14 protein-coding genes and 1 tRNA gene are annotated in these 17,677 nt (G+C 70.4%); 12 read left to right on the forward strand and 3 right to left on the reverse strand.

From position 1 onward, the window contains the following. Nucleotides 1–5: 5 nt before the first annotated feature. Complete coding sequence (locus tag AC3ANN_RS17980) at nt 6–2,384, reverse strand: hypothetical protein (protein ID WP_488338748.1); 2,379 nt, start codon at nt 2,382–2,384, stop codon at nt 6–8. A gap of 120 nt (nt 2,385–2,504) precedes the next feature. Between AC3ANN_RS17980 and AC3ANN_RS17985 the strand changes: the two genes are divergently transcribed. The 4 genes from AC3ANN_RS17985 to AC3ANN_RS18000 all read left to right on the forward strand — a co-directional run bounded on the left by AC3ANN_RS17985 (nt 2,505) and on the right by AC3ANN_RS18000 (nt 8,591). Further along, the gene (locus tag AC3ANN_RS17985; RefSeq protein WP_488338749.1) at nt 2,505–4,313 is read left to right on the forward strand and encodes a helix-turn-helix transcriptional regulator; all 1,809 of its coding nucleotides are present in this window, start codon (nt 2,505–2,507) and stop codon (nt 4,311–4,313) included. A gap of 149 nt (nt 4,314–4,462) precedes the next feature. Continuing rightward, nucleotides 4,463–5,209 carry an HAD hydrolase-like protein gene (locus AC3ANN_RS17990; RefSeq protein WP_488338750.1) on the forward strand — a complete coding sequence of 249 codons (747 nt, stop codon included), beginning with the start codon at nt 4,463–4,465 and terminating at the stop codon, nt 5,207–5,209. Next, nucleotides 5,202–6,473, forward strand: a complete 1,272-nt coding sequence (locus AC3ANN_RS17995; protein ID WP_488338751.1) for a hypothetical protein — start codon at nt 5,202–5,204, stop codon at nt 6,471–6,473. The genes AC3ANN_RS17990 and AC3ANN_RS17995 overlap by 8 nt, the downstream gene beginning before the upstream one ends. A gap of 42 nt (nt 6,474–6,515) precedes the next feature. After that, nucleotides 6,516–8,591 (forward strand): bifunctional lysylphosphatidylglycerol flippase/synthetase MprF, encoded by a 2,076-nt coding sequence (locus AC3ANN_RS18000; protein WP_488338752.1) that lies wholly within the window; start codon nt 6,516–6,518, stop codon nt 8,589–8,591. 124 nt (nt 8,592–8,715) lie between these two features. On the opposite strand, the gene AC3ANN_RS18005 is transcribed toward AC3ANN_RS18000, so the two are convergent. Continuing rightward, nucleotides 8,716–8,922, reverse strand: coding sequence for a cold-shock protein (locus AC3ANN_RS18005; protein WP_127819216.1), 207 nt, complete (start codon nt 8,920–8,922; stop codon nt 8,716–8,718). Nucleotides 8,923–9,277: 355 nt separating this feature from the next. Here AC3ANN_RS18005 and AC3ANN_RS18010 point away from each other — a divergent pair, with 355 nt between their 5' ends. The 4 genes from AC3ANN_RS18010 (at nt 9,278) to AC3ANN_RS18025 (ending at nt 12,972) form a co-directional block, all read left to right on the forward strand. Then, nucleotides 9,278–9,916 (forward strand): GntR family transcriptional regulator, encoded by a 639-nt coding sequence (locus tag AC3ANN_RS18010; RefSeq protein ID WP_488338753.1) that lies wholly within the window; start codon nt 9,278–9,280, stop codon nt 9,914–9,916. A gap of 43 nt (nt 9,917–9,959) precedes the next feature. Further along, nucleotides 9,960–10,451: a GNAT family N-acetyltransferase gene (locus AC3ANN_RS18015; protein ID WP_488338754.1), complete on the forward strand. Its 492-nt coding sequence runs from the start codon at nt 9,960–9,962 to the stop codon at nt 10,449–10,451. Nucleotides 10,452–10,634: 183 nt separating this feature from the next. Beyond that, nucleotides 10,635–11,195 carry a TetR/AcrR family transcriptional regulator gene (locus tag AC3ANN_RS18020; RefSeq protein WP_488338755.1) on the forward strand — a complete coding sequence of 187 codons (561 nt, stop codon included), beginning with the start codon at nt 10,635–10,637 and terminating at the stop codon, nt 11,193–11,195. 364 nt (nt 11,196–11,559) lie between these two features. Continuing rightward, nucleotides 11,560–12,972, forward strand: coding sequence for an MFS transporter (locus AC3ANN_RS18025; RefSeq protein ID WP_488338756.1), 1,413 nt, complete (start codon nt 11,560–11,562; stop codon nt 12,970–12,972). Between the two features lie 493 nt (nt 12,973–13,465). On the opposite strand, the gene AC3ANN_RS18030 is transcribed toward AC3ANN_RS18025, so the two are convergent. Beyond that, a tRNA-Leu gene (locus AC3ANN_RS18030) sits at nt 13,466–13,549 on the reverse strand. A gap of 156 nt (nt 13,550–13,705) precedes the next feature. Here AC3ANN_RS18030 and AC3ANN_RS18035 point away from each other — a divergent pair. From AC3ANN_RS18035 to AC3ANN_RS18050, 4 genes are read left to right on the forward strand one after another with little or no spacing between them, the layout of a single operon-like run. Beyond that, the gene (locus AC3ANN_RS18035; RefSeq protein ID WP_488338757.1) at nt 13,706–14,449 is read left to right on the forward strand and encodes an FHA domain-containing protein; all 744 of its coding nucleotides are present in this window, start codon (nt 13,706–13,708) and stop codon (nt 14,447–14,449) included. Then, nucleotides 14,446–14,982 carry an FHA domain-containing protein FhaB/FipA gene (locus AC3ANN_RS18040; RefSeq protein ID WP_488338758.1) on the forward strand — a complete coding sequence of 179 codons (537 nt, stop codon included), beginning with the start codon at nt 14,446–14,448 and terminating at the stop codon, nt 14,980–14,982. The genes AC3ANN_RS18035 and AC3ANN_RS18040 overlap by 4 nt, the downstream gene beginning before the upstream one ends. An 18-nt stretch (nt 14,983–15,000) precedes the next feature. Beyond that, on the forward strand, nt 15,001–16,239 hold the full coding sequence (locus tag AC3ANN_RS18045; RefSeq protein ID WP_488338759.1) for a PP2C family protein-serine/threonine phosphatase: 1,239 nt from the start codon (nt 15,001–15,003) through the stop codon (nt 16,237–16,239). Then, nucleotides 16,236–17,633, forward strand: coding sequence for an FtsW/RodA/SpoVE family cell cycle protein (locus AC3ANN_RS18050; protein WP_488338760.1), 1,398 nt, complete (start codon nt 16,236–16,238; stop codon nt 17,631–17,633). Before AC3ANN_RS18045 ends, AC3ANN_RS18050 begins: the two co-directional genes overlap by 4 nt. Nucleotides 17,634–17,677: the final 44 nt, after the last annotated feature.

Here is a 17,677-nt window from a genome sequence, read left to right on the forward strand (position 1 = left end):
CGGCGTCAGACCCGCCGCGACCGCGCCAGGAGCAGCATTCCTGCGGCGAGGACGGATGCCGCGGCCACGGCTCCCCACAACGTCCATGCGGAATCGGACCCGGAAGACGCGAGCTCACCGGATGCGCCGCCCGCGCCGGCGCCCGCGCCCGGTCCCGGGGCAGCCGGCGGTTCCGTGGGCTCGACCTGCCCCGGCACTTCGACGACACGGAGGATCACGTCGTTCCCGTCCCACACGACGTCGAACGTGGTGCCGTCCGCCGTCGTCTGGCTCGACGGCAGGTCGGTCCCCCCGCCGGTCGTCGTGAGGACGACGAACTCGTCGCCGACCTCGGGCTGGAACCCGTCCGTCAACGACACCGACCACTGCACCTGGCCGAGGTCCTGGGCGAGGGCCGAGACCCGGTCGGATGCCGAGCACGGGTCGGGTCCGCCGATCTCGATCACGAACGTCCCGCTGCCCGACACCGTGCCCTCGCTCGAGAGGCACCCCGGTGACGTGCCCGGGGCGATCGTCCCCCCGTCGACGATGATCGATCCCAGGGTCCCGACGCCGCCGAGCGTGCTGAACACGGTCGTCTCGGTGAACGGCATCCACGCGTTCGCGATCACGGTGCCGCCCTCGACGGCGAGGCGCGAGTCGACCGCGAACTGGGTCCACGTGCCACCCAGCTGCAGCGTGCCGGTGCCTTCGTGAACGAGCTGGCCGTCGCCCATGAAATCGCCGTCGTAGACGGTCGCCGACGAGCCGGCGATCGTCAGCCCGGAGTCGACGTCGACGATGTGCACGCGCCCGGTCGCTCCGGCGAGCGACCCGATGCGCTCGTTGTCGTTGATGACGAGCAATCCGGCGTCCCCCTCGATCGTCACCGCCGACGTGTCGGCGATCTGGTCGTGCAGGTCATCAGGCAGCGTGTGCGCCGTCGTGACCGCCGCGTCGATGATGCGGAAGTCGCCGGGGATCGCGAGGTCGCGGTCCAGCTGCACGGCCCCGCTCACCGCGACGGTCGTGCCGGTGTACGCGCTGGAGCCGTCCTCGCCGAACAAGATCGGAGCGTCTGCCCCCGCGCTGGCGAGCGTGACCGTGCTGTCGTCGAGACCGGTGAGGTCCTGGATGACGAGGCTCGATGCCGGTGCGCGCGTCTGGATGTCCACATCGCCCGCGAACGCGGCGCTCGCGACGGTGAGGGATGCCCCGGGCGAGAGCGTCGCGACAGCCGAACCGCCGACGAGCTCGATGTCTTCGGAGAGCGTCATGGTCGAGTTCGTGCCGAGGGTCGCGCCGCTCTCCACGAGGGTTCCGCCCGGCGCGGGGTTCGGCCCGAGCGCGAACGCGTCGTCGGCCACGACCATCGATCCCGCGCCCGAGGCGATCGTGCGGCCGTGGTGGTCGAGTTGGCCCTCATCGATGCGGATGCTCCCGGCGATGTCTTCCGAGCCGACGCGCAGCGTGCCGTCCGGCGCGCTCGTCAGCTGCCCGAACAACGGCACCTCGGTCGCTCCGTGGATCGTGAGCTCGTGCGCGGCGATCGCCACGCCACCGCTGAACAGCAGGGGCTCGGCATCCGCGCCTCCGCGGACCGCCACCGATCCCGCGAGGTCGACCGGAGCCTGAAGATCGACGGCGTGCCCGCCGGCGTCGATCGAGTATCCCGAGCCGGGCCCCACGACGAGCGCTCGCTCGAACTCGGTGGCGGCTGTGAACTCCAGGCCCGCGGCATCCGTGATCGTGACGTCGCCGCCCGCGCCGCAGTCGAGACCGCCGCAGCGAAACCGAACGGCGCCCGAGAGATCGAGCGCACCGGGGTAGAAGAGCCCGCGGGCCTCGACGACGCCGTCTCCGGCGACGCGCAGCCGTTCGCCCGAACCGGTCAGTCGCGCGTCGAGCACCGCGCCCTGCGAGAGCTGAAGGGTCGCCACCGTCGCGGGCTCCTGGTCGAACTCGATCGACGAGGGGATCGGGACGGTCAGCGGCGCCGCGATGTCGTACGTCTTCTCGCCGGCCTCGACCGGCAGCACGACGTTCACCTCGAGCGTCGTCGCGCCGTGGACCGTGAGTCCACTCGTGCGCAGCTGCCCGCCGCCGACGACGTACCCACCGACCGCGAACTCGACGTTCTCGAACGACACACCGGCGAGGTCGTTCGTCATGTCGGTCGTGAGGGCACCGGCGCCGAACCGGAGCAGGTCCGCCTCACCGGGGGCGGCGTCGGCGCAGTTCGTCCAGTTCGCAGCGTTCGACCACAGGCCGTCGCCGGCGGCGCCGGTCCAGTCGCACGTCAGTCCGACAGCCGACGCGGACGGCGCCGCGATCAGCGAGAGGGCGATGAGGCCGCCCGCGGTGAGCGCGGCGGCCATCTTCCGGGCAGGAGTCGTCGAAGTCACCCGATCGACGCTACGGACGCCGCCGACACGCGGGTATGGGAGATCCTACGGATTCCTGGCGATGAGGCAGCCCGTCTCCTACGCTGAGCGCCGGGGGAGGCCGCCGTTCGGAGTGCGCACATGACAGAGACATCGAGGGAGATGGCCCTCCCACCGCACGAGTCGTCACGGCTCGCGACCGCGACCCTGTGGGATCTCGTCGCCGGCGATGCCGGTGCGACGCTGGCATCGTCGCCGGATCCCCGCGACCGCATCCGTCTCGCCCGCTACGAGCAGCTCGCCGGCTACGAGCGCCGCGCGCACGAGCGCCTCGCCGACGTCCTCACCACGAGCGCCGACCCCGCGATCCGGCGAGAGGCGCGCGGTCAGCAGCTCGCCGGCGCGGCCTTCGAGCCCCGCCTCGAGGCGGTGGACTGGCAGACGCGGCCGTGGCCGGCGGGCGACGATCCCACGGCTCTGCGCGAGAAGCTGGCGATCTCGTACGCCCTGCTCATGCAGGACGGCGTCGAGCCGCCCGAGGGGTGGATGGCCCCGCCGACCGACGCGGACTGGGAGCGACAGCTCGCGCGCGTGCGCGAGGTGCGCGCCGCCTTCCTGGACCACATCGCGGGGGCGGATGCGGCGGCCGTCCTCGACGCGATCGACCTGGTCGTGCTCGTGCCTCTGCTCGTGCTCACGCACTCGATGCAGGACGAGTCGGTCGCCGACGCGCTGCTCGTGCGCGACATCACCGACCGCACCGGCATCCGAGCCCTAGAGCCCTTCGCGGACTATCTGCTCGGAGTGTCGTTCACCGCCGCTGCGCGGGTGCCCGACGCGGCCGAGCCGCTTCAGCGCGCGGCCGACGGCTTCTCGGCGGCGCCGAACCTCGGCTGGTGGATGACCGTGCGGGGCACGCAGTACGTGCTGTCGGTGATGACCGATGTGGCGCCGCCGGACGACCTCGACCGGCTTGAACGCGAACTGCTCGCGGGTTCGTGGCGCGACGGGCGCCGGTCGCTCGGGCACGGCGTTATCGCCTCGGTCGCCCTCATGCTCGCCGGTCACGGCGACCTCGAGGCCGCGCGGCGGATCGCGCTCTCGGAAGGCGACATCGACGAGCTGCAGGTCGGCAGCAGCAACCGCTGCTGGCTGCTGGAGGTGATCTTCGCCGCCGCCCTCGCCGACGGCGAGCTCGAGGTGTGCCGGCGCATGCTGCGCATCGTCGAGCACATGATGCCGTCGCCGTGGCAGCGGGCGACGCTGCAGCGGATGCGCACGCGATTCGGCGATGAGCCGATGGCCGCCGCGTCGGCGGCCGAGGTCGCAGCCCCGCCCGAGATCCCGGGCAGCATCGACTCCGAGATCCTGCGCACGAGGTGGGTCTCGCTCGCGCAGGCGGTCGAACGCGGCCACCGCACGTCGGCGTACCGCGAGCTCGCGGCGCTCGACGAGTTCGCGGCGCAGACCCGCGCGTCGGCCTTCCGCGTGCGCGCCGTGCAGCTGTTCCGCCCGCGACGCGAAGCGACGGTGGCACCGCTGTCGACGCGTCAGCTCGAGGTCGCCACGCTCGCGGCAGCCGGCCTGACGAACCGCGAGATCGCGGCCGAGCTGTTCCTCGGCATCCGCACCGTCGAGCACTACGTCGCGAGCGCGCTCAAGCTGCTGGGCCTGTCACGCAGGGAGGAGCTGGCTTCGGTCGTCCTGCCCGTGGACGTACCGTCGCCGGCGAGCGGCGAGGCGGTTCGTCTCACGCTCCGCCAGGGGCAGGTCGCCGCGCTCGTCGCGGCGGGTGCGAGCAACGCCGAGATCGCGGCCGCCCTCGGCATCAGCGAGAAGACCGTCGACAAGCACATGACGGTGATCAAGGAGCGCACGGGCGTGTCGACGCGCACCGCGCTCGTCGCGCTCTTCCGCACGACCGTCGCCGCTGTGCCGGGGCCCGCATGAAACGTCAGCGCCTTCGGTCCCGATGGCGACATGCTCACCGGCGCGTGGCACTACCCCGGTGGCGGCGCGTACTCGACGGTGTCGCGCCGGGTCACCGGCTGACCGCATCCGGCCCCGGACGGGTCCATCCGGCCGCATAGGCTGGACCCATGCCGACTCGATCGCCGTCGCCCTCGCCGTGGACCTGCGTGCTGTGGGACGTCGACGGCACGATCGTCGACGCCTCCGAGGGCATCCTGCGACGGCTGACCATCGCGCTCGAGCATTTCGGCAAGCGGCCGCCGACCAGGGCAGAGCTCGTGCACTGGATAGGCCCGCCCATGTACGAGTCGTTCCAGACGAACGTCGGCATGACCCCGGCCGAGGCCTCCGAAGCCGTCACGTTCTACCGCGGACTCAACAAGATCGACGGGTACTCGACGGGCGCCAAGCTGTTTCCGGGAATGGAGCGGCTGATCAAGGATCTCGCGGCCGCCGGCGTTCCGCAGGCGACGGCGAGCTCGAAGCCCGAAGTGCAGGTCGTGGCTCTGATGGACCACTTCGACCTGTCGACGTCGCTCACCGCGATCGTCGGCGCCACGGCCGACGAGCGGACGCTGGCGGCCAAGTCCGACATCGTCGCCGAGGCGCTGCGCCGGCTCGAGGCCGCCGGCGTCGACACCAGCCGTCCGGTCCTCGTGGGCGACCGCCATCACGACGTCGAGGGCGGCGCGGCCCGCGGCGTTCCGGTGATCTTCGTGCGCTGGGGCTTCTCGTGGCCGCACGAGGCCGACGGCGCGCAGGCCGCGGTCGACGATGTGGATCAGCTGCGGACGCTCCTGCTGCTCGACCATTCCTCCGCCGCGCCCGACGACGACGCCGACGTCGCGACACCCGCCGAGGGCGCGCATGCCTGAGCTCGCGGCCGCGGTCGTGGGGTGGTTGATTCCTCCCCTGATCGCGATCGGCGTCGCGGCTCTTCTCATCGCCGTGCTCGTGTGGGCACTCCGGCGCGCGCGCCGCTCGCCGCGGGCCCGCGCCGCAGCAGAGCAGGTGCGCGCGAAGGCGGGCGCCGCCCTCGTGCGCCTCGACGACGAGGTGGGTGAGCTCGAGCTCGAGGTGGGACTGTCGGGAGCCCTCTACGGCGGCGACGCGCCGCCGTCGCTGCGCCGCGCGCGGATGATCGCGCAGCACGTGCGCGATTCGTCGTTCGACGAGTACCGCGAGATCAGCGCGCCGGATGCCGCTCCCGACGAGATCCGCCGCGTCGCGACGCGCATCGACCGCAAGGCCGGCGAGGCTCTCGCGATGATCACGTCGGCACGGGCGGAGCACGGAGCCTGGGTGCGCGCGAACGTCTCGGCGGCGAGTCAGGTCGAGTCCACGCGCGGGCGGCTCGCCGACCTGCGCGCGTCGATGGGCGACCCCGCCGCCCTCGTGGCCGAGCTCTCGGCGCGCTTCGACGAAGCGGAATGGCAGGATGCCGCGCGCGCTGCGCACGCGGCGGTGGCCGAGGTCGCCGAAGCCGAGCGCCGACTCGACGCGGCGGCATCCCAGGCCGCCGATCCGTCGCTCAGCGCGCTCCCCGAGCTCGCCGCGGCCGAGCGCTCCCTGCGTCAGGCCGAGACCGACGCCCGCATCCTCGAGGAGGCGCACCGCCTCGTCGTGCAGGCCGCGCAGGCCGTGCCGGACGAGATCGCCGCTGCGCGCGCCGCGCTGCGTCAGGCCTCCGCGACACGTGATCACCTGGATCCGCCGGACGCCGAGCGGCTCGGCGCCGAGCTCCGCGCCATCGACGGCGACCTGAACCGCATCGAGACGGATGCCGCACGCCGCCCCACCCGCGCCGTCGACGGCATCGCGCGACTGCGCGGACGCCTCGACCTCGCGCTCGGCGACGCCCGCACGGCGCAGCAGCGCCTGCGCGGCGCGCGCACGGCGCTGCCCGGGACGCTCGCGGCCGCGCGCGCCGCGATCGCGCATGCCGAGGCATCCGTCGCCCACGCGCGTGCCGGAGCCGACGCGAGGTCGCGACTGCTGTCGGCCCAGCACGAGCTCGCGCAGGCACGCCAGACCCAGGATCCGGTGGCCGCCCTCGACGCCGCGCGACGCGCGATGCGCGATGCGGAGGACGCCACGGCGCTGGCGGACTACGCACGCCTTTCTCGACCGAACCCCTGAACGCCCCGCCAACGAATGGCGGGCCCTCGCTAGGGTGAACCCATGAGCGAGGCGCCGACCCGCAAGCCGAACGCCGTTCTCACCGTCGCCGGTCGCATTCCGGCGACGCTCACGATGATCGCGATGATCCTCGCCGCGGGTGTCATCTGGCAGGGACTGTGGCGGCCGTTCCAAGACAGCGAGCTTTTCGACGTCGTCGCCTACGGCCTGCCGGCTCTCGCCGACGGCCGATGGTGGACCCCTGTCACCGGGACCTTCTTCGTCAACCAGCCGTGGGTGTACGTCTTCACGATCGCCGGGTTCGCGGGCATGGCGTACCTCGAGTTCCGTCGCGGGTCGCGTGTCGCCCTCGCCTACTACTGGGTGGGTCAGCTCTTCGCGATCTTCGCGACGGCGCTGGTGCTGTGGGCGCTGTCGCAGCTGCCGTGGGCATGGGCCGTCGCCCAGGCGCAGGCGCTCGACGTCGGCGCATCGGGCGGGACGATGGCGTGCGTCGCAGCCGCCATCGGCCTCTTCGTGCCGCCCTGGCGCGTGCGTGCGTGGCTCGTCCTGCTCGGGTTCGTCTTCGTCGCGATGGTCTTCTGGGGCACGCTCGCCGACCTCGAGCACCTTCTCGCCGTGCTGCTCGTCCTGTTCGTCGACCGGTCACTGCGCATCCAGCGCACGACCGTGCGCGAGCAGCGCCTGCTCGCGTTCGTCGCGGTGCTCGTGATCGGCGCGACGCAGGTCGTCACGATCCTGGTGCCGACCGACGGTCCCTTCGGACCTACCGAGCCGGTGTCGGGTGGATTCGTCGACTTCGCGATCGACACCGTCGTGATCCTCCTGATCGCCAACGGCCTGCGCCGCGGCCGCCGCTGGGCGTGGGTGCTGGGCGTCATCCTCGCGAGTTTCAACATCCTGACGGCGGCGGTGATCGTCACCGGGATCATCGTCACCAGCGAGGCGCGGGTCGAATCCATGATCGACGGCGAGACCGAGCTCGCGATCGCGAGCGGCGTGCTGTGGCTGCTGATGCTGATCTACCTGGTCTGGGTGCGCCGAGCGTTCCGCGCCCGGCGAAGGTCGGTCATCGGGCAGCAGCCCGCGCCGACCGTCGACGACGTCAAGGCCATGCTGCGCGCGGACGGCGGCGGCACGCTGTCGTGGATGACCACGTGGGACGGCAACGCCTACGCCCGCACGGCCGACGGGATCGTCGCGTACCAGCGTCGCGCGGGCGTCGCCCTCGCCCTTGCGGACCCGCTGGGACCAGAGGCCACGCGAGCGGCATCGGTCGGCGAGTTCATCCGCATGGCCGAGCACGCCGGGCTCGTGCCGTGCTTCTTCAGCGCCGACGAGGCGACCCGCGCCGCCGTGCCGCCGACGTGGCGCAGCCTCGTGGTCGCCGACGACACGATCGTCGATCTGCCGGGCCTGCAGTTCACCGGCAAGCAGTGGAACTCGGTCCGGTCGTCGCTCAACCGCGCGGGCCGCGAGGAGATGACGTTCCGCATGACACGGCTCAAGGACGAGCCGTGGGGCGTGCGCCAGCAGCTGCGAGCGATCTCCGAGATGTGGGTCGGCGACAAGGGCCTTCCCGAGATGGGATTCACCCTGGGAACGCTCGTCGAGGCGGAGGATCCGGATGTCCGGCTCGCCCTCGCGATCGCGCCGAACGGAGACGTCGACGGGTTCCTGTCGTGGCTGCCGGTCTTCGGCGGGGGCGGCGACATGCGCGGCTGGACGCTCGATCTGATGCGGCGGCGCGAGGGCGGCTTCGCGCCGGTGATGGAGTTCCTCATCGGCTCGTCGGCGAAGCTCTTCTCCGAGGAGGGCGCCGAGATCATGTCGCTGTCAGGAGCGCCGCTCGCGCACGACTACCCACCGGGAGCCGGCATGATCGCGACGCTCAGCGACAAGCTCGCCGAGATCCTCGAGCCGGTGTACGGCTTCGGGTCGCTGCACCGGTTCAAGCAGAAGTTCCACCCACGGTACGAGACGCTGTACCTGCTCTACCGCGATGAGAGCGACCTCACGCGCATCGGCGGAGCCCTCACCCGCGCGTTCCTGCCGGACGCGACGCTGCGTCAGTTCGCGGGCGCGGGGTTGGAGCTCGTGCGCGGCGAGCGCGACTGAATCGCCGCGCCGCGGCGCGGCGAACCCCCGTGAGGGCGCACGACCGCGGGCCGCGGCATCCGTCCGCTGTGGAACCGGGATGCCGCAGCCCGCAGCCGTTCGGAAAAGGCCGGGCGCGCTCGACTCAGAGCGGGCGGATGTTCTCGGCCTGGAGGCCCTTCGGTCCCTGCGCGATGTCGAATTCGACGCGCTGGTTCTCTTCGAGGGAGCGGTATCCGGACGACTCGATGGCGCTGTAGTGCGCGAAGACGTCTGCGCCGCCCTCGTCCGGCGCGATGAAGCCGAATCCCTTCTCCGAGTTGAACCACTTGACGGTGCCCTGCGTGCTCATTACTTGCCGTTCTTCGTTGGACTCGCTGCGATTGCGGCGAGTTGATCCCAACGTAGTGAAGTGCGCGGCGCGCGGCGAGAGCCGAAGCGAAGATGGTGACACAAATGTTGCAGAGCGGCATCGCGGGCCCATCGCACGCCCGGGCTGAGCGGTGCTCGAAGCCCGGGCGTCGACGGATCCCCCCGGATAGGCCACGCCGAAGCGTGGACATCGCCATCGTACCGATATATCAGCGGCAGGGCGACAGTCGGATGCCGGGAACCGGAGCCTTAGAGGGCGCCCCCTCCCGGCGCGGACGAGCCCGAAATCCGGGGCTCTATGCAGCTGAATCGTCCGGCGTACACTTGTCGCACTCATGTCAGCTCCGTTCATGGCCATCGAGCCGCGCGGCACCGTCCTCGGCGACGAGGTTTACGCCCGGCTCGGTGAGGCGATCCTCGACGGCCGCCTGGCGCCGGGGGAGCGGCTGCGCGACCAGGAGCTCGCCGAATGGCTCGGGGTCTCGCGCACGCCGGTGCGCGAGGCGCTGCAGCGGCTCGAGCGCACAGGCCTGGTCGAGGTGTCGCCGAATCGCTACACGCGCGTGTCGATCCCCGACCCGTCGCTGCTGCAGGAGACGCACGAGTTCGCCGTCCTCATGCTCGGCGACATCGTGCGGCTCGCCGTCGTGCGCTGTTCCGACGAGCAGCTCGCGGTCCTCGTGGAGCAGCTCGACGACGTCATCGCCGCGTCGCGCGCCGATGACCGGCTCGGGATCATCGACCGCAGCGCCATCCTGTTCGCCACGGTGACGCACGCCGCACGCAACCGCGCCTTCGTCGTGGTCATGCGCGAGGCCGAGCTCGTCATCCGGCGCAATCTCGCGGGCTGGCACCCCTATATCGAGTGCCCCATCCGGCGCAGCGAGGCGTACGAGGACTTCCGGGACGCGCTGATCGCGCGCGACCCCGACCGTGCCGAACGCGCGCTGCGCGCCCAGCACGGGCTCGCCTGACGCCGGACTTCTCGCCGTCGGCGACCCTCGCTACGTTGAGCACGTGAACCACATCGAGCTGCGCGCGCTGGACGACGACGACCTCGATGCCATCTTCGAGATGATGCGCGACCGCGAGGCGATCGCGATGGCCGCGTTCACGGCGGCCGACCCCGACGACCGCGCCGCGTTCGACGCGTGGATCGCACGGCAGCGGTCGTCGGCCGACGTGCAGTTCTTCGTGGTCACCGAGAACGGCGGCTTCGCCGGCACCGCCGGCGCCTTCACCGTGGACGACGATCGCGAGGTCACTTACTGGATCGCCCGCCACGCGTGGGGCCGCGGGGTGGCCAGCGAGGCGCTGCGGCTCCTGGTCTCGCGGGAGCCCACACGCCCGCTCTTCGCCCGCGCCGCCGCCCACAACAGGGCATCGATCGCCGTGCTCGAGCGCAACGGCTTCGCGGAGGTCTCGCGCAACGTCGACTTCGCCCCCGGTCTCGGCCGCCAAGTCGAGGAGATCGTGTTCACGCTGGTGCCCGCGATCGACGGCGTGTGACACGAACGCTCGAACGACAAGACCCCCGCCCGGGAGTCCTAGTTCGGGGGGTCGTGTCTGCTACCCCTCCGTGATGGGTCGTCGGGGTCAAGCCCGCATCCGCCGTGAGCGGTGGTGATGTGGGACGGGATCACATGAGTGAGTGATTGACTAATCACTCAGAGTGAGTGTACAGTCACTCTCATGACACAGCGCAGCTCCATCCTCTCCACTGCAGACGTCCGCCGACCGCTGGTCGCAGCAGCGGCCGTCGAAGAGTTCGCGGCTGGCGGATTCCACGGAACCACGGTGGCGGATGTGGCAGGACGCGCCAAGATTTCACCGGCGTACGTCTTCAAGCTCTTCCCCAAGAAGGAGGCGCTCTTCGTCGCGGCGCTCGAGGCCTGCTACGACCAGATCCTGCAGGCGCTCGCCGAAGGTGCAGACAGCGCGTCAGAAAAGTCGCCCGAGTCGGTGCTGGATGCCATGGGCGCCGCGTACGCGGAACTCATCGGCGACCGGACCCTGCTCATGTTGCAGGTCCACGCCCAATCCGCAACCGACATCCCCGACATCGCCCAGGCCTTGCGGGACGGGCTCGCAAGAATCACGACGTTCGCGCAGGAGCGCTCCGGCGCCGGCGACGATGACGTCCAGCGCTTCATCGCTTACGGACAGCTCTGCCATCTCATCGTCACTGCGCGAGTCGAAGACCAGACAGATCACTGGGCTCGGGTTCTCGCTCAAGGAATCCGCCACCCCTGACAGCTGCCTTGCTCGTCGCACGGCGCACGACTATCGCTTTGCCCATCGGAGTGAGTGAATACTCACTCATCACGAAAGGAAACCAATGAAATCCGACCTCGTAATGCGCTGGGTCGCACTGGCCCCGCTCATCTTCGCCATCGCCGCGCTCTTCACGCAGTGGCAGTAAGCCAAGGAGAAGACATGAACGACAACCAGAATCCCGCCACTCACCGGTCGTGGACCGCTGAGAAGACCGCCTGGTGGCTGGTCTTCGGCGTCCTCACTCTCACCCTGCTGGGGATTCTCAGCCTCTGGAACTGACCAGCCCCGGGGCGACCTGGCAGCTGGTCGCCCCGGCACGCCCACACCTCTTAGGAGCATCATGACAATCACCACCCCGGTCGCAGTCGGCCGCAGCACCCGTCGCTGGCTCGCGCTCGGCGTTCTGGCTCTCGCACAGTTCCTCGTCGTTCTCGACGCTTCCATCGTCAACATCGCTCTCCCCGTGCTCGGCGAGCAGCTGGACATGGACACCGCCGCCCTGGCCTGGGTCATCACCTCGTACGTCCTCGCTTTCGGCGGCCTCCTCCTGCTCGGCGGACGTCTCGCAGACAGGTACGGGCACCGCCGCGTGTTCCTCATCGGCACCGCGGGTTTCATCTCCGCCTCCGCGTTGGCGGGCCTGTCCATGTCCGGCGGGATGCTTCTGGGCGCGCGAGCGCTCCAGGGAGCGTCCGCTGCTTTGCTCGCGCCCGCTGCGCTCGCACTCCTCACCCATCTCTTCCCGCAGCCGGGAGACCGCGCCAAAGCACTCGGCGTGTGGGGCGGGGTGGCCGGAATCGGTTCGGCTGCAGGCGTGCTGCTCGGCGGCGTGCTGACCGCCGCATTCGGGTGGCAGTCGGTGTTCTTCGTGAATGTCCCCATCGGCCTGGTCGTTCTTCTCACGATTCCCGCCCTCATCACCCGGGACGAGACCGCCGGCGAGCGCGGCAAGCTGGACGTCCCGGGGGCGGCCACCATCACCGGAGCCCTCGCCGCGGCCGTGGGCGCGCTTACGGCCATCGAGCAGCTCGGCGTGACGCACGCCCTCACCCTGTCCCTTGCCGCCACCTCCGTCATCCTGGGTATCGCCTTCATCCTCATCGAGCGCCGCGCCGCCGAACCCCTCGTCCCGCTCGAAGTGTTCCGAAACCGCAACCTCACCGTCGGCAACATCGTCATGCTTCTCATCGGGGCGGCAATGGTGGCCCTCTTCTTCGCCCTCTCCGTCTATATGCAGGCAGTGCTGCACTACGACGCGCTCACCACGGGGCTCACCCAGCTCCCACTGGCCGGCACGCTGGTCGTCGTCGCAGGACTCGTTCCCGCTGTCGTCGCGCGAGTGGGCGCCAAGCGCACACTCGCCGGTTCCTTGCTGGTGCTCGCGGCCGGTCTGGTCTGGCTGGGATTCGCACCCGCCGACGCCCAGTTTCTGACCCAGCTCCTCGGGCCGACTCTCATCATCGGTGTCGGCATGGGCGGCGCGTTCGTGACCACCACCCAGCTGTCCGTGGACGGCGTCGCGGGCGGCGAGTCCGGACTGGCCGGCGGCCTGGTCAACACGAGTCAGCAGATCGGCGGGGCGCTCGGCCTGGCCGTGCTCGGAACGCTGGCTGCGGTGCGTACCGACGCACTCCTGGAAGCCGGTGCGCCTGCCGCGGATGCGCTGACGGGCGGCTTCTCCTGGCTGTTCTTCGGCACAGCGGTCATCGCCGTCGCCGGTGCGGTCGTGGCTGGGTGGGCCAAGCGCTCGTAGCTGCCCTGGCGGCGCCTACCGAATCGATGGGCGCCGCCACTTGTCACTGCCCAGCGGCCGTCCGGCGCCGCGAGGTCAGTCACGGCCGGCGGAGGACGTCTTCACGAGGACGTTTCGCACCTCGTCACGGGCGTCCGGAGCGTTCGCCAGCGCCGCAACCAGAGCAGCCTCTTCGATACCGACAAGCTCGCCCGAAGCGGTGAAGCTCAGCGGCTCCGGTGGTCACGAACCAGCGCGCCCCGCCACTGACCGGCTGAAGCCGATCCCCTGCAGCTCCACAACGCGCTGGTCGGTTGTTCCGTACTCGACGAGGCTGGCGCCCCGCGAGGGGCTACTCCCGTTGGTGTGGTTACGTGGACGGAGAGATCTAGCGGCGCACGTCGCGGGTTGCGACGCGCAGAACGACGAAGCCGGCTGGAGTTTCGACTCCAGCCGGCTTCGATCTTGAACTTGCTTGGAACTATCTTCTCCTCTGAAGAAGAGAGCTGCGCTGTGCGCGAGGGGGGAGTTGAACCCCCACGCCCTTTCGGGCACTGGCACCTGAAGCCAGCGCGTCTGCCTATTCCGCCACTCGCGCGAGCCGCGGCATCCGAAGATCCCGCGAAACTCAACTTCCCGAGGATATCACGCGCCGCCACCGGGGCCGAACTCGCCCGGTCCACACGCCATCCATCGTCAATACAGACTGTGCAATTAGCATGTACCAACCGGCACCCCCCGTCCGAGGAGCCCCGTGGGACTACTTGACAGCTTCGAGAAAGGTCTCGAACGCGCTGTGAACAGCGCGTTCGCCAAGACCTTCCGCAGCGGCATCCAGCCCGTCGAGATCGCGTCTGCGCTTCGCAGCGAGCTCGACAAGAAGGCTGCGGTCGTCACGCGCGACCGGATCCTCGCGCCCAACACGTTCGCCGTGCACCTGTCCGCCTCCGACGACGATCGGATGTCGGCGCTCGGCGACGCTCTGATCCAAGAGCTCGACTCCCTCGTGCACAAGCACGCCAAGGCACAGGGCTACTCGTTCGCGGGCCCCGTCTCCATCTCGCTCTCGCGCGACGAGCAGGTCGCGACCGGCACGCTGCGGGTCGAGTCGTCGACCGCCCAGGGTGGGCGCGTGGCCTGGCGCGGCGTGGTCGACGTCGAGGGACGCCGCATTCCGCTGACGAAGGCGCGCACCGTGATCGGACGCGGAAGCGACGCCGACATCACGGTCGCCGACGCCGGCACCAGCCGCAAACACGTCGAGATCCTGTGGGACGGCGAGCGCGCGATGGTGCGCGACATGAAGTCCACGAACGGCACCAAGCTCAACGGGCGGGCGGTCACCGAGGCGGCCCTGCCCCCCGACTCGACCGTCACGATCGGGCGCACCGACATCGTCTTCCGCGTGGTGGCTCAGGCATCGCCTCCCAAGCCCTCGATGCCCGCCGACCAGGCGACGCGCATGTTCGACCTCCGGGAAGGGGGCCCGCTGGCATGAGCGAGCTGACTCTGCTGCTGCTGCGCATCGCGTTCCTGGTGCTGCTGTGGGCGTTCGTGTTCGCTGTCGTGTACTCGCTGCGTGCGGATCTGTTCGGCGTGAAGGTGCGACGGATGCCGGAGCCCGCGGCCGCCGCCGCGCCCAGCCCCGCGCCATCCGCCCCCTCGCCCGCGGCCGCCACGGCACCGGTCGCGTCGCGCCCTGCGGCGGCGGCCGCGAGCGGTGGGCCCGCGACGACCGACGCGGTCTCGCGCATCGTCATCACCAGCGGCCCCAAGGCGGGGCTCGAGCTGCCGCTCGGCAACGAGCCGCTCACGATCGGCCGCTCGAGCGAATCAGGGCTCGTCATCCGCGACGACTACACCTCCAGCCACCACGCGCGCCTCGTCCTGTGGGGCGACCAGTGGATGATCCAGGACCTCGACTCGACCAACGGGACGTGGCACGACGGCGTCCGCGTGACGGCGCCCGTGCCCGTCAAGGTCGGCGCCCCGATCAAGGTCGGCGCGACGACCTTCGAGCTGCGGAAGTAGCGGGCGGACCCCTCGCATATGGTCTTTCAGGGCTCGAGCGCCGCGATCTCGCACACCGGCAAGGTGCGCTCCAACAACCAGGACTCGGGCTACGCCGGCTCGAACCTGTTCGTCGTCGCCGACGGCATGGGCGGTCACGCCGGCGGCGACGTCGCTTCGAGTCTCGCGATCACCCGCCTGGAGCGACTCGATCAGCCGTACCCGACCACCACCGCCGCAGAGGACGCACTCCGCGACGCGATCTCGGACACGGCGGTCGAGCTGATCGACACCGTGCAGCTGCGGCCGGAACTCGCGGGAATGGGCACCACCGTCAGCGCGATGATCATGGTCGACGACTACGCCGTCATCGCCCATATCGGCGACTCGCGCATCTACCTGTTCCGCGACGGCGCGCTCACCCAGATCACGACCGATCACACGTTCGTCCAGCGACTCGTCGACTCCGGTCGCATCACGCCCGAGGAGGCGCGCTACCACCCGCGCCGCTCGGTGCTCATGCGCGTCCTCGGCGACATGGACCCCGATCCCGAGATCGACACGTTCATCATGCCGACGCAGCCCGGCGATCGCTGGCTGCTGTGCTCGGACGGCCTCTCGGGCGTCGTCGACGAACCCCACATCGCCAAGGCCCTCGGCCTCGGCCTCGCCCCGGGACGCACCGCCGACAGCCTCCTCAAGCAGGCCCTCGACGGCGGGGCACCCGACAACGTCACGGTGGTGATCGTCGACGTCGGCGGTCAGCATCCGCTGTTCTCGGGCACGCCCACGATCGTCGGCTCGGCGTCGAACCCGGTGGGCGTCGAGGTGCCCGCGGCGGCGCCGCGCCGCTCGGGCTGGCTGCACCCGAACCGTCAGGCGGCGAACGAGCCGACCCATTTCGAACCCGCGCCCGAGTTCCTCGAGGAGCTCATCGAGGAGGACCGCCGCCGCGCGCGCCGCCGGCGGGTGGGATGGATCGCGGGCGTGCTCCTGGTCCTCGTGCTCATCGCGGGCGCCGCATGGCTCGGCTACCAGTGGACCCAGACGCGCTACTTCGTGGGCGCCGACGAAGACACCGTCGTGATCTATCAGGGCGTACAGCAGAACATCGGGCCGATCTCGCTCTCGACCCCGTACGAGGACACCGAGATCCCCTTGGACTCGCTGTCGGACTTCGCCCGCGCGACCGTCGAGGGCACGATCTCGGCGAGCTCCCTCCCAGACGCACGCCGTATCGTCGCCGACATCAGCGAGCTGGCGGGAGGGAGCTCATGAGCACGTCCACGAGCAGCCCGGCGACCGCCTCGGTGTCGGCCGACACCGCCGTCATCCGCGCGCTCCGCCGCATCCGCGTGCCTCAGACGCAGCGGAACCGCGAGCTCGGCCTGCTGCTGTTCGCGTTCGTCATCAACTGGTCGGCGGTCGCCCTCGTGCAGCTCGGCGAGTCGGGCGCGATCGACTGGACGTTCCTGGTCTACTGCGGCGGGCTCACCGCTCTCGTCGTCGCCCTGCACATCGTGCTGCGGCTGCGAGCGCGTGACGCCGACCCTTTCGTCGTGCCCATCGCGACGCTGCTCACCGGCCTCGGGCTGGCGATGATCTACCGGCTCGACCTGCACTGGGATCGCCACGGCTGGGAGGCGTTCTCCACGCGACAGCTCGCGTGGGCGGCCATCGCCCTCGTCGCCGCGATCGCGGTCGTGCTGCTCCTGCGCAACTACCGGGTGCTGTTCCGCTACACCTACATCTTCGGCTTCGTCGGCATCGTGCTGCTGATCCTGCCGATCATCCCGGGGCTCAGCGGCGGCGGGAACGCCGACGTGTGGGTCGACCTCGGCTTCTTCACGTTCCAGCCGGGCGAACTCGCCAAGATCGCCCTCGCGATCTTCTTCGCGGGGTACCTGGTGCGCACACGCGAGAGCCTCACCTCGACCGGCACGCGGTTCCTCGGCATGACATGGCCCCGCGCGCGCGAGCTGGGCCCGCTGCTGGTCATCTGGCTCGTCTCGCTCGGCATCATCGTCATGCAGCGCGACCTCGGCACCGGCGTGCTGATCTTCGGCATGTTCGTCGCGATGCTCTACGTCGCGACGGGCAAGACCAGCTGGGTGCTCATCGGCGTGGTGCTGGCGGTGTCGGGGGCGTTCCTCGCCTCGCGCATCCTCCCGTACGTCGGCGCTCGGTTCACGAACTGGCTCGACGCGTTCAATCCGGCTCTGATGGACGATTCGAGCTACCAGCTCGTCAACGGCATCTTCGGCATGGCACACGGCGGCCTCATCGGCACCGGGCTCGGCCAGGGCCGGCCCTACCTCACCCCGGTGGCGGAGAGCGACTACATCCTCCCGGCGCTGGGCGAAGAGCTCGGCCTCATCGGCGTGTTCGCGGTGCTCGCGCTCTACATGGTCTTCACCAGCCGCGGCATCCGCATCGGGCTCGCCGGTCAGGACGACTTCGGCAAGCTGCTCGCCACCGGGCTGTCGTTCACGATCGCGCTCCAGGTCTTCATCATGGTCGGCGGCGTGACGCGCATCATCCCGCTCACCGGCCTCACCACGCCGTTCCTCGCCGCGGGCGGTTCGTCGCTCGTGGCGAACTGGATCATCGTGGCGCTCCTGCTGCGCATCTCAGATGCCGTGCGCAGCCGTCCCCGGGTGGTGATCGGCTGACATGACGAAAGCCCTTCGACACGGTCGCCTCGCGACCTGCTCGG

The organism is Microbacterium sp. STRO-2N (assembly GCF_057747775.1).

Coding starts and splice junctions, on each gene's coding strand:
- AC3ANN_RS18040 (WP_488338758.1), top strand. CDS start 14,446: ATGAGCGAGCTGACTCTGCTGCTGCTGCGCATCGCGTTCCTGGTGCTG.
- AC3ANN_RS18005 (WP_127819216.1), bottom strand. CDS start 8,922: ATGAGCACGCAGGGCACCGTCAAGTGGTTCAACTCGGAGAAGGGATTC.
- AC3ANN_RS18050 (WP_488338760.1), top strand. CDS start 16,236: ATGAGCACGTCCACGAGCAGCCCGGCGACCGCCTCGGTGTCGGCCGAC.
- AC3ANN_RS18020 (WP_488338755.1), top strand. CDS start 10,635: ATGACACAGCGCAGCTCCATCCTCTCCACTGCAGACGTCCGCCGACCG.
- AC3ANN_RS18025 (WP_488338756.1), top strand. CDS start 11,560: ATGACAATCACCACCCCGGTCGCAGTCGGCCGCAGCACCCGTCGCTGG.
- AC3ANN_RS17990 (WP_488338750.1), top strand. CDS start 4,463: ATGCCGACTCGATCGCCGTCGCCCTCGCCGTGGACCTGCGTGCTGTGG.
- AC3ANN_RS18000 (WP_488338752.1), top strand. CDS start 6,516: ATGAGCGAGGCGCCGACCCGCAAGCCGAACGCCGTTCTCACCGTCGCC.
- AC3ANN_RS18045 (WP_488338759.1), top strand. CDS start 15,001: ATGGTCTTTCAGGGCTCGAGCGCCGCGATCTCGCACACCGGCAAGGTG.
- AC3ANN_RS17985 (WP_488338749.1), top strand. CDS start 2,505: ATGACAGAGACATCGAGGGAGATGGCCCTCCCACCGCACGAGTCGTCA.
- AC3ANN_RS17995 (WP_488338751.1), top strand. CDS start 5,202: ATGCCTGAGCTCGCGGCCGCGGTCGTGGGGTGGTTGATTCCTCCCCTG.
- AC3ANN_RS18010 (WP_488338753.1), top strand. CDS start 9,278: ATGTCAGCTCCGTTCATGGCCATCGAGCCGCGCGGCACCGTCCTCGGC.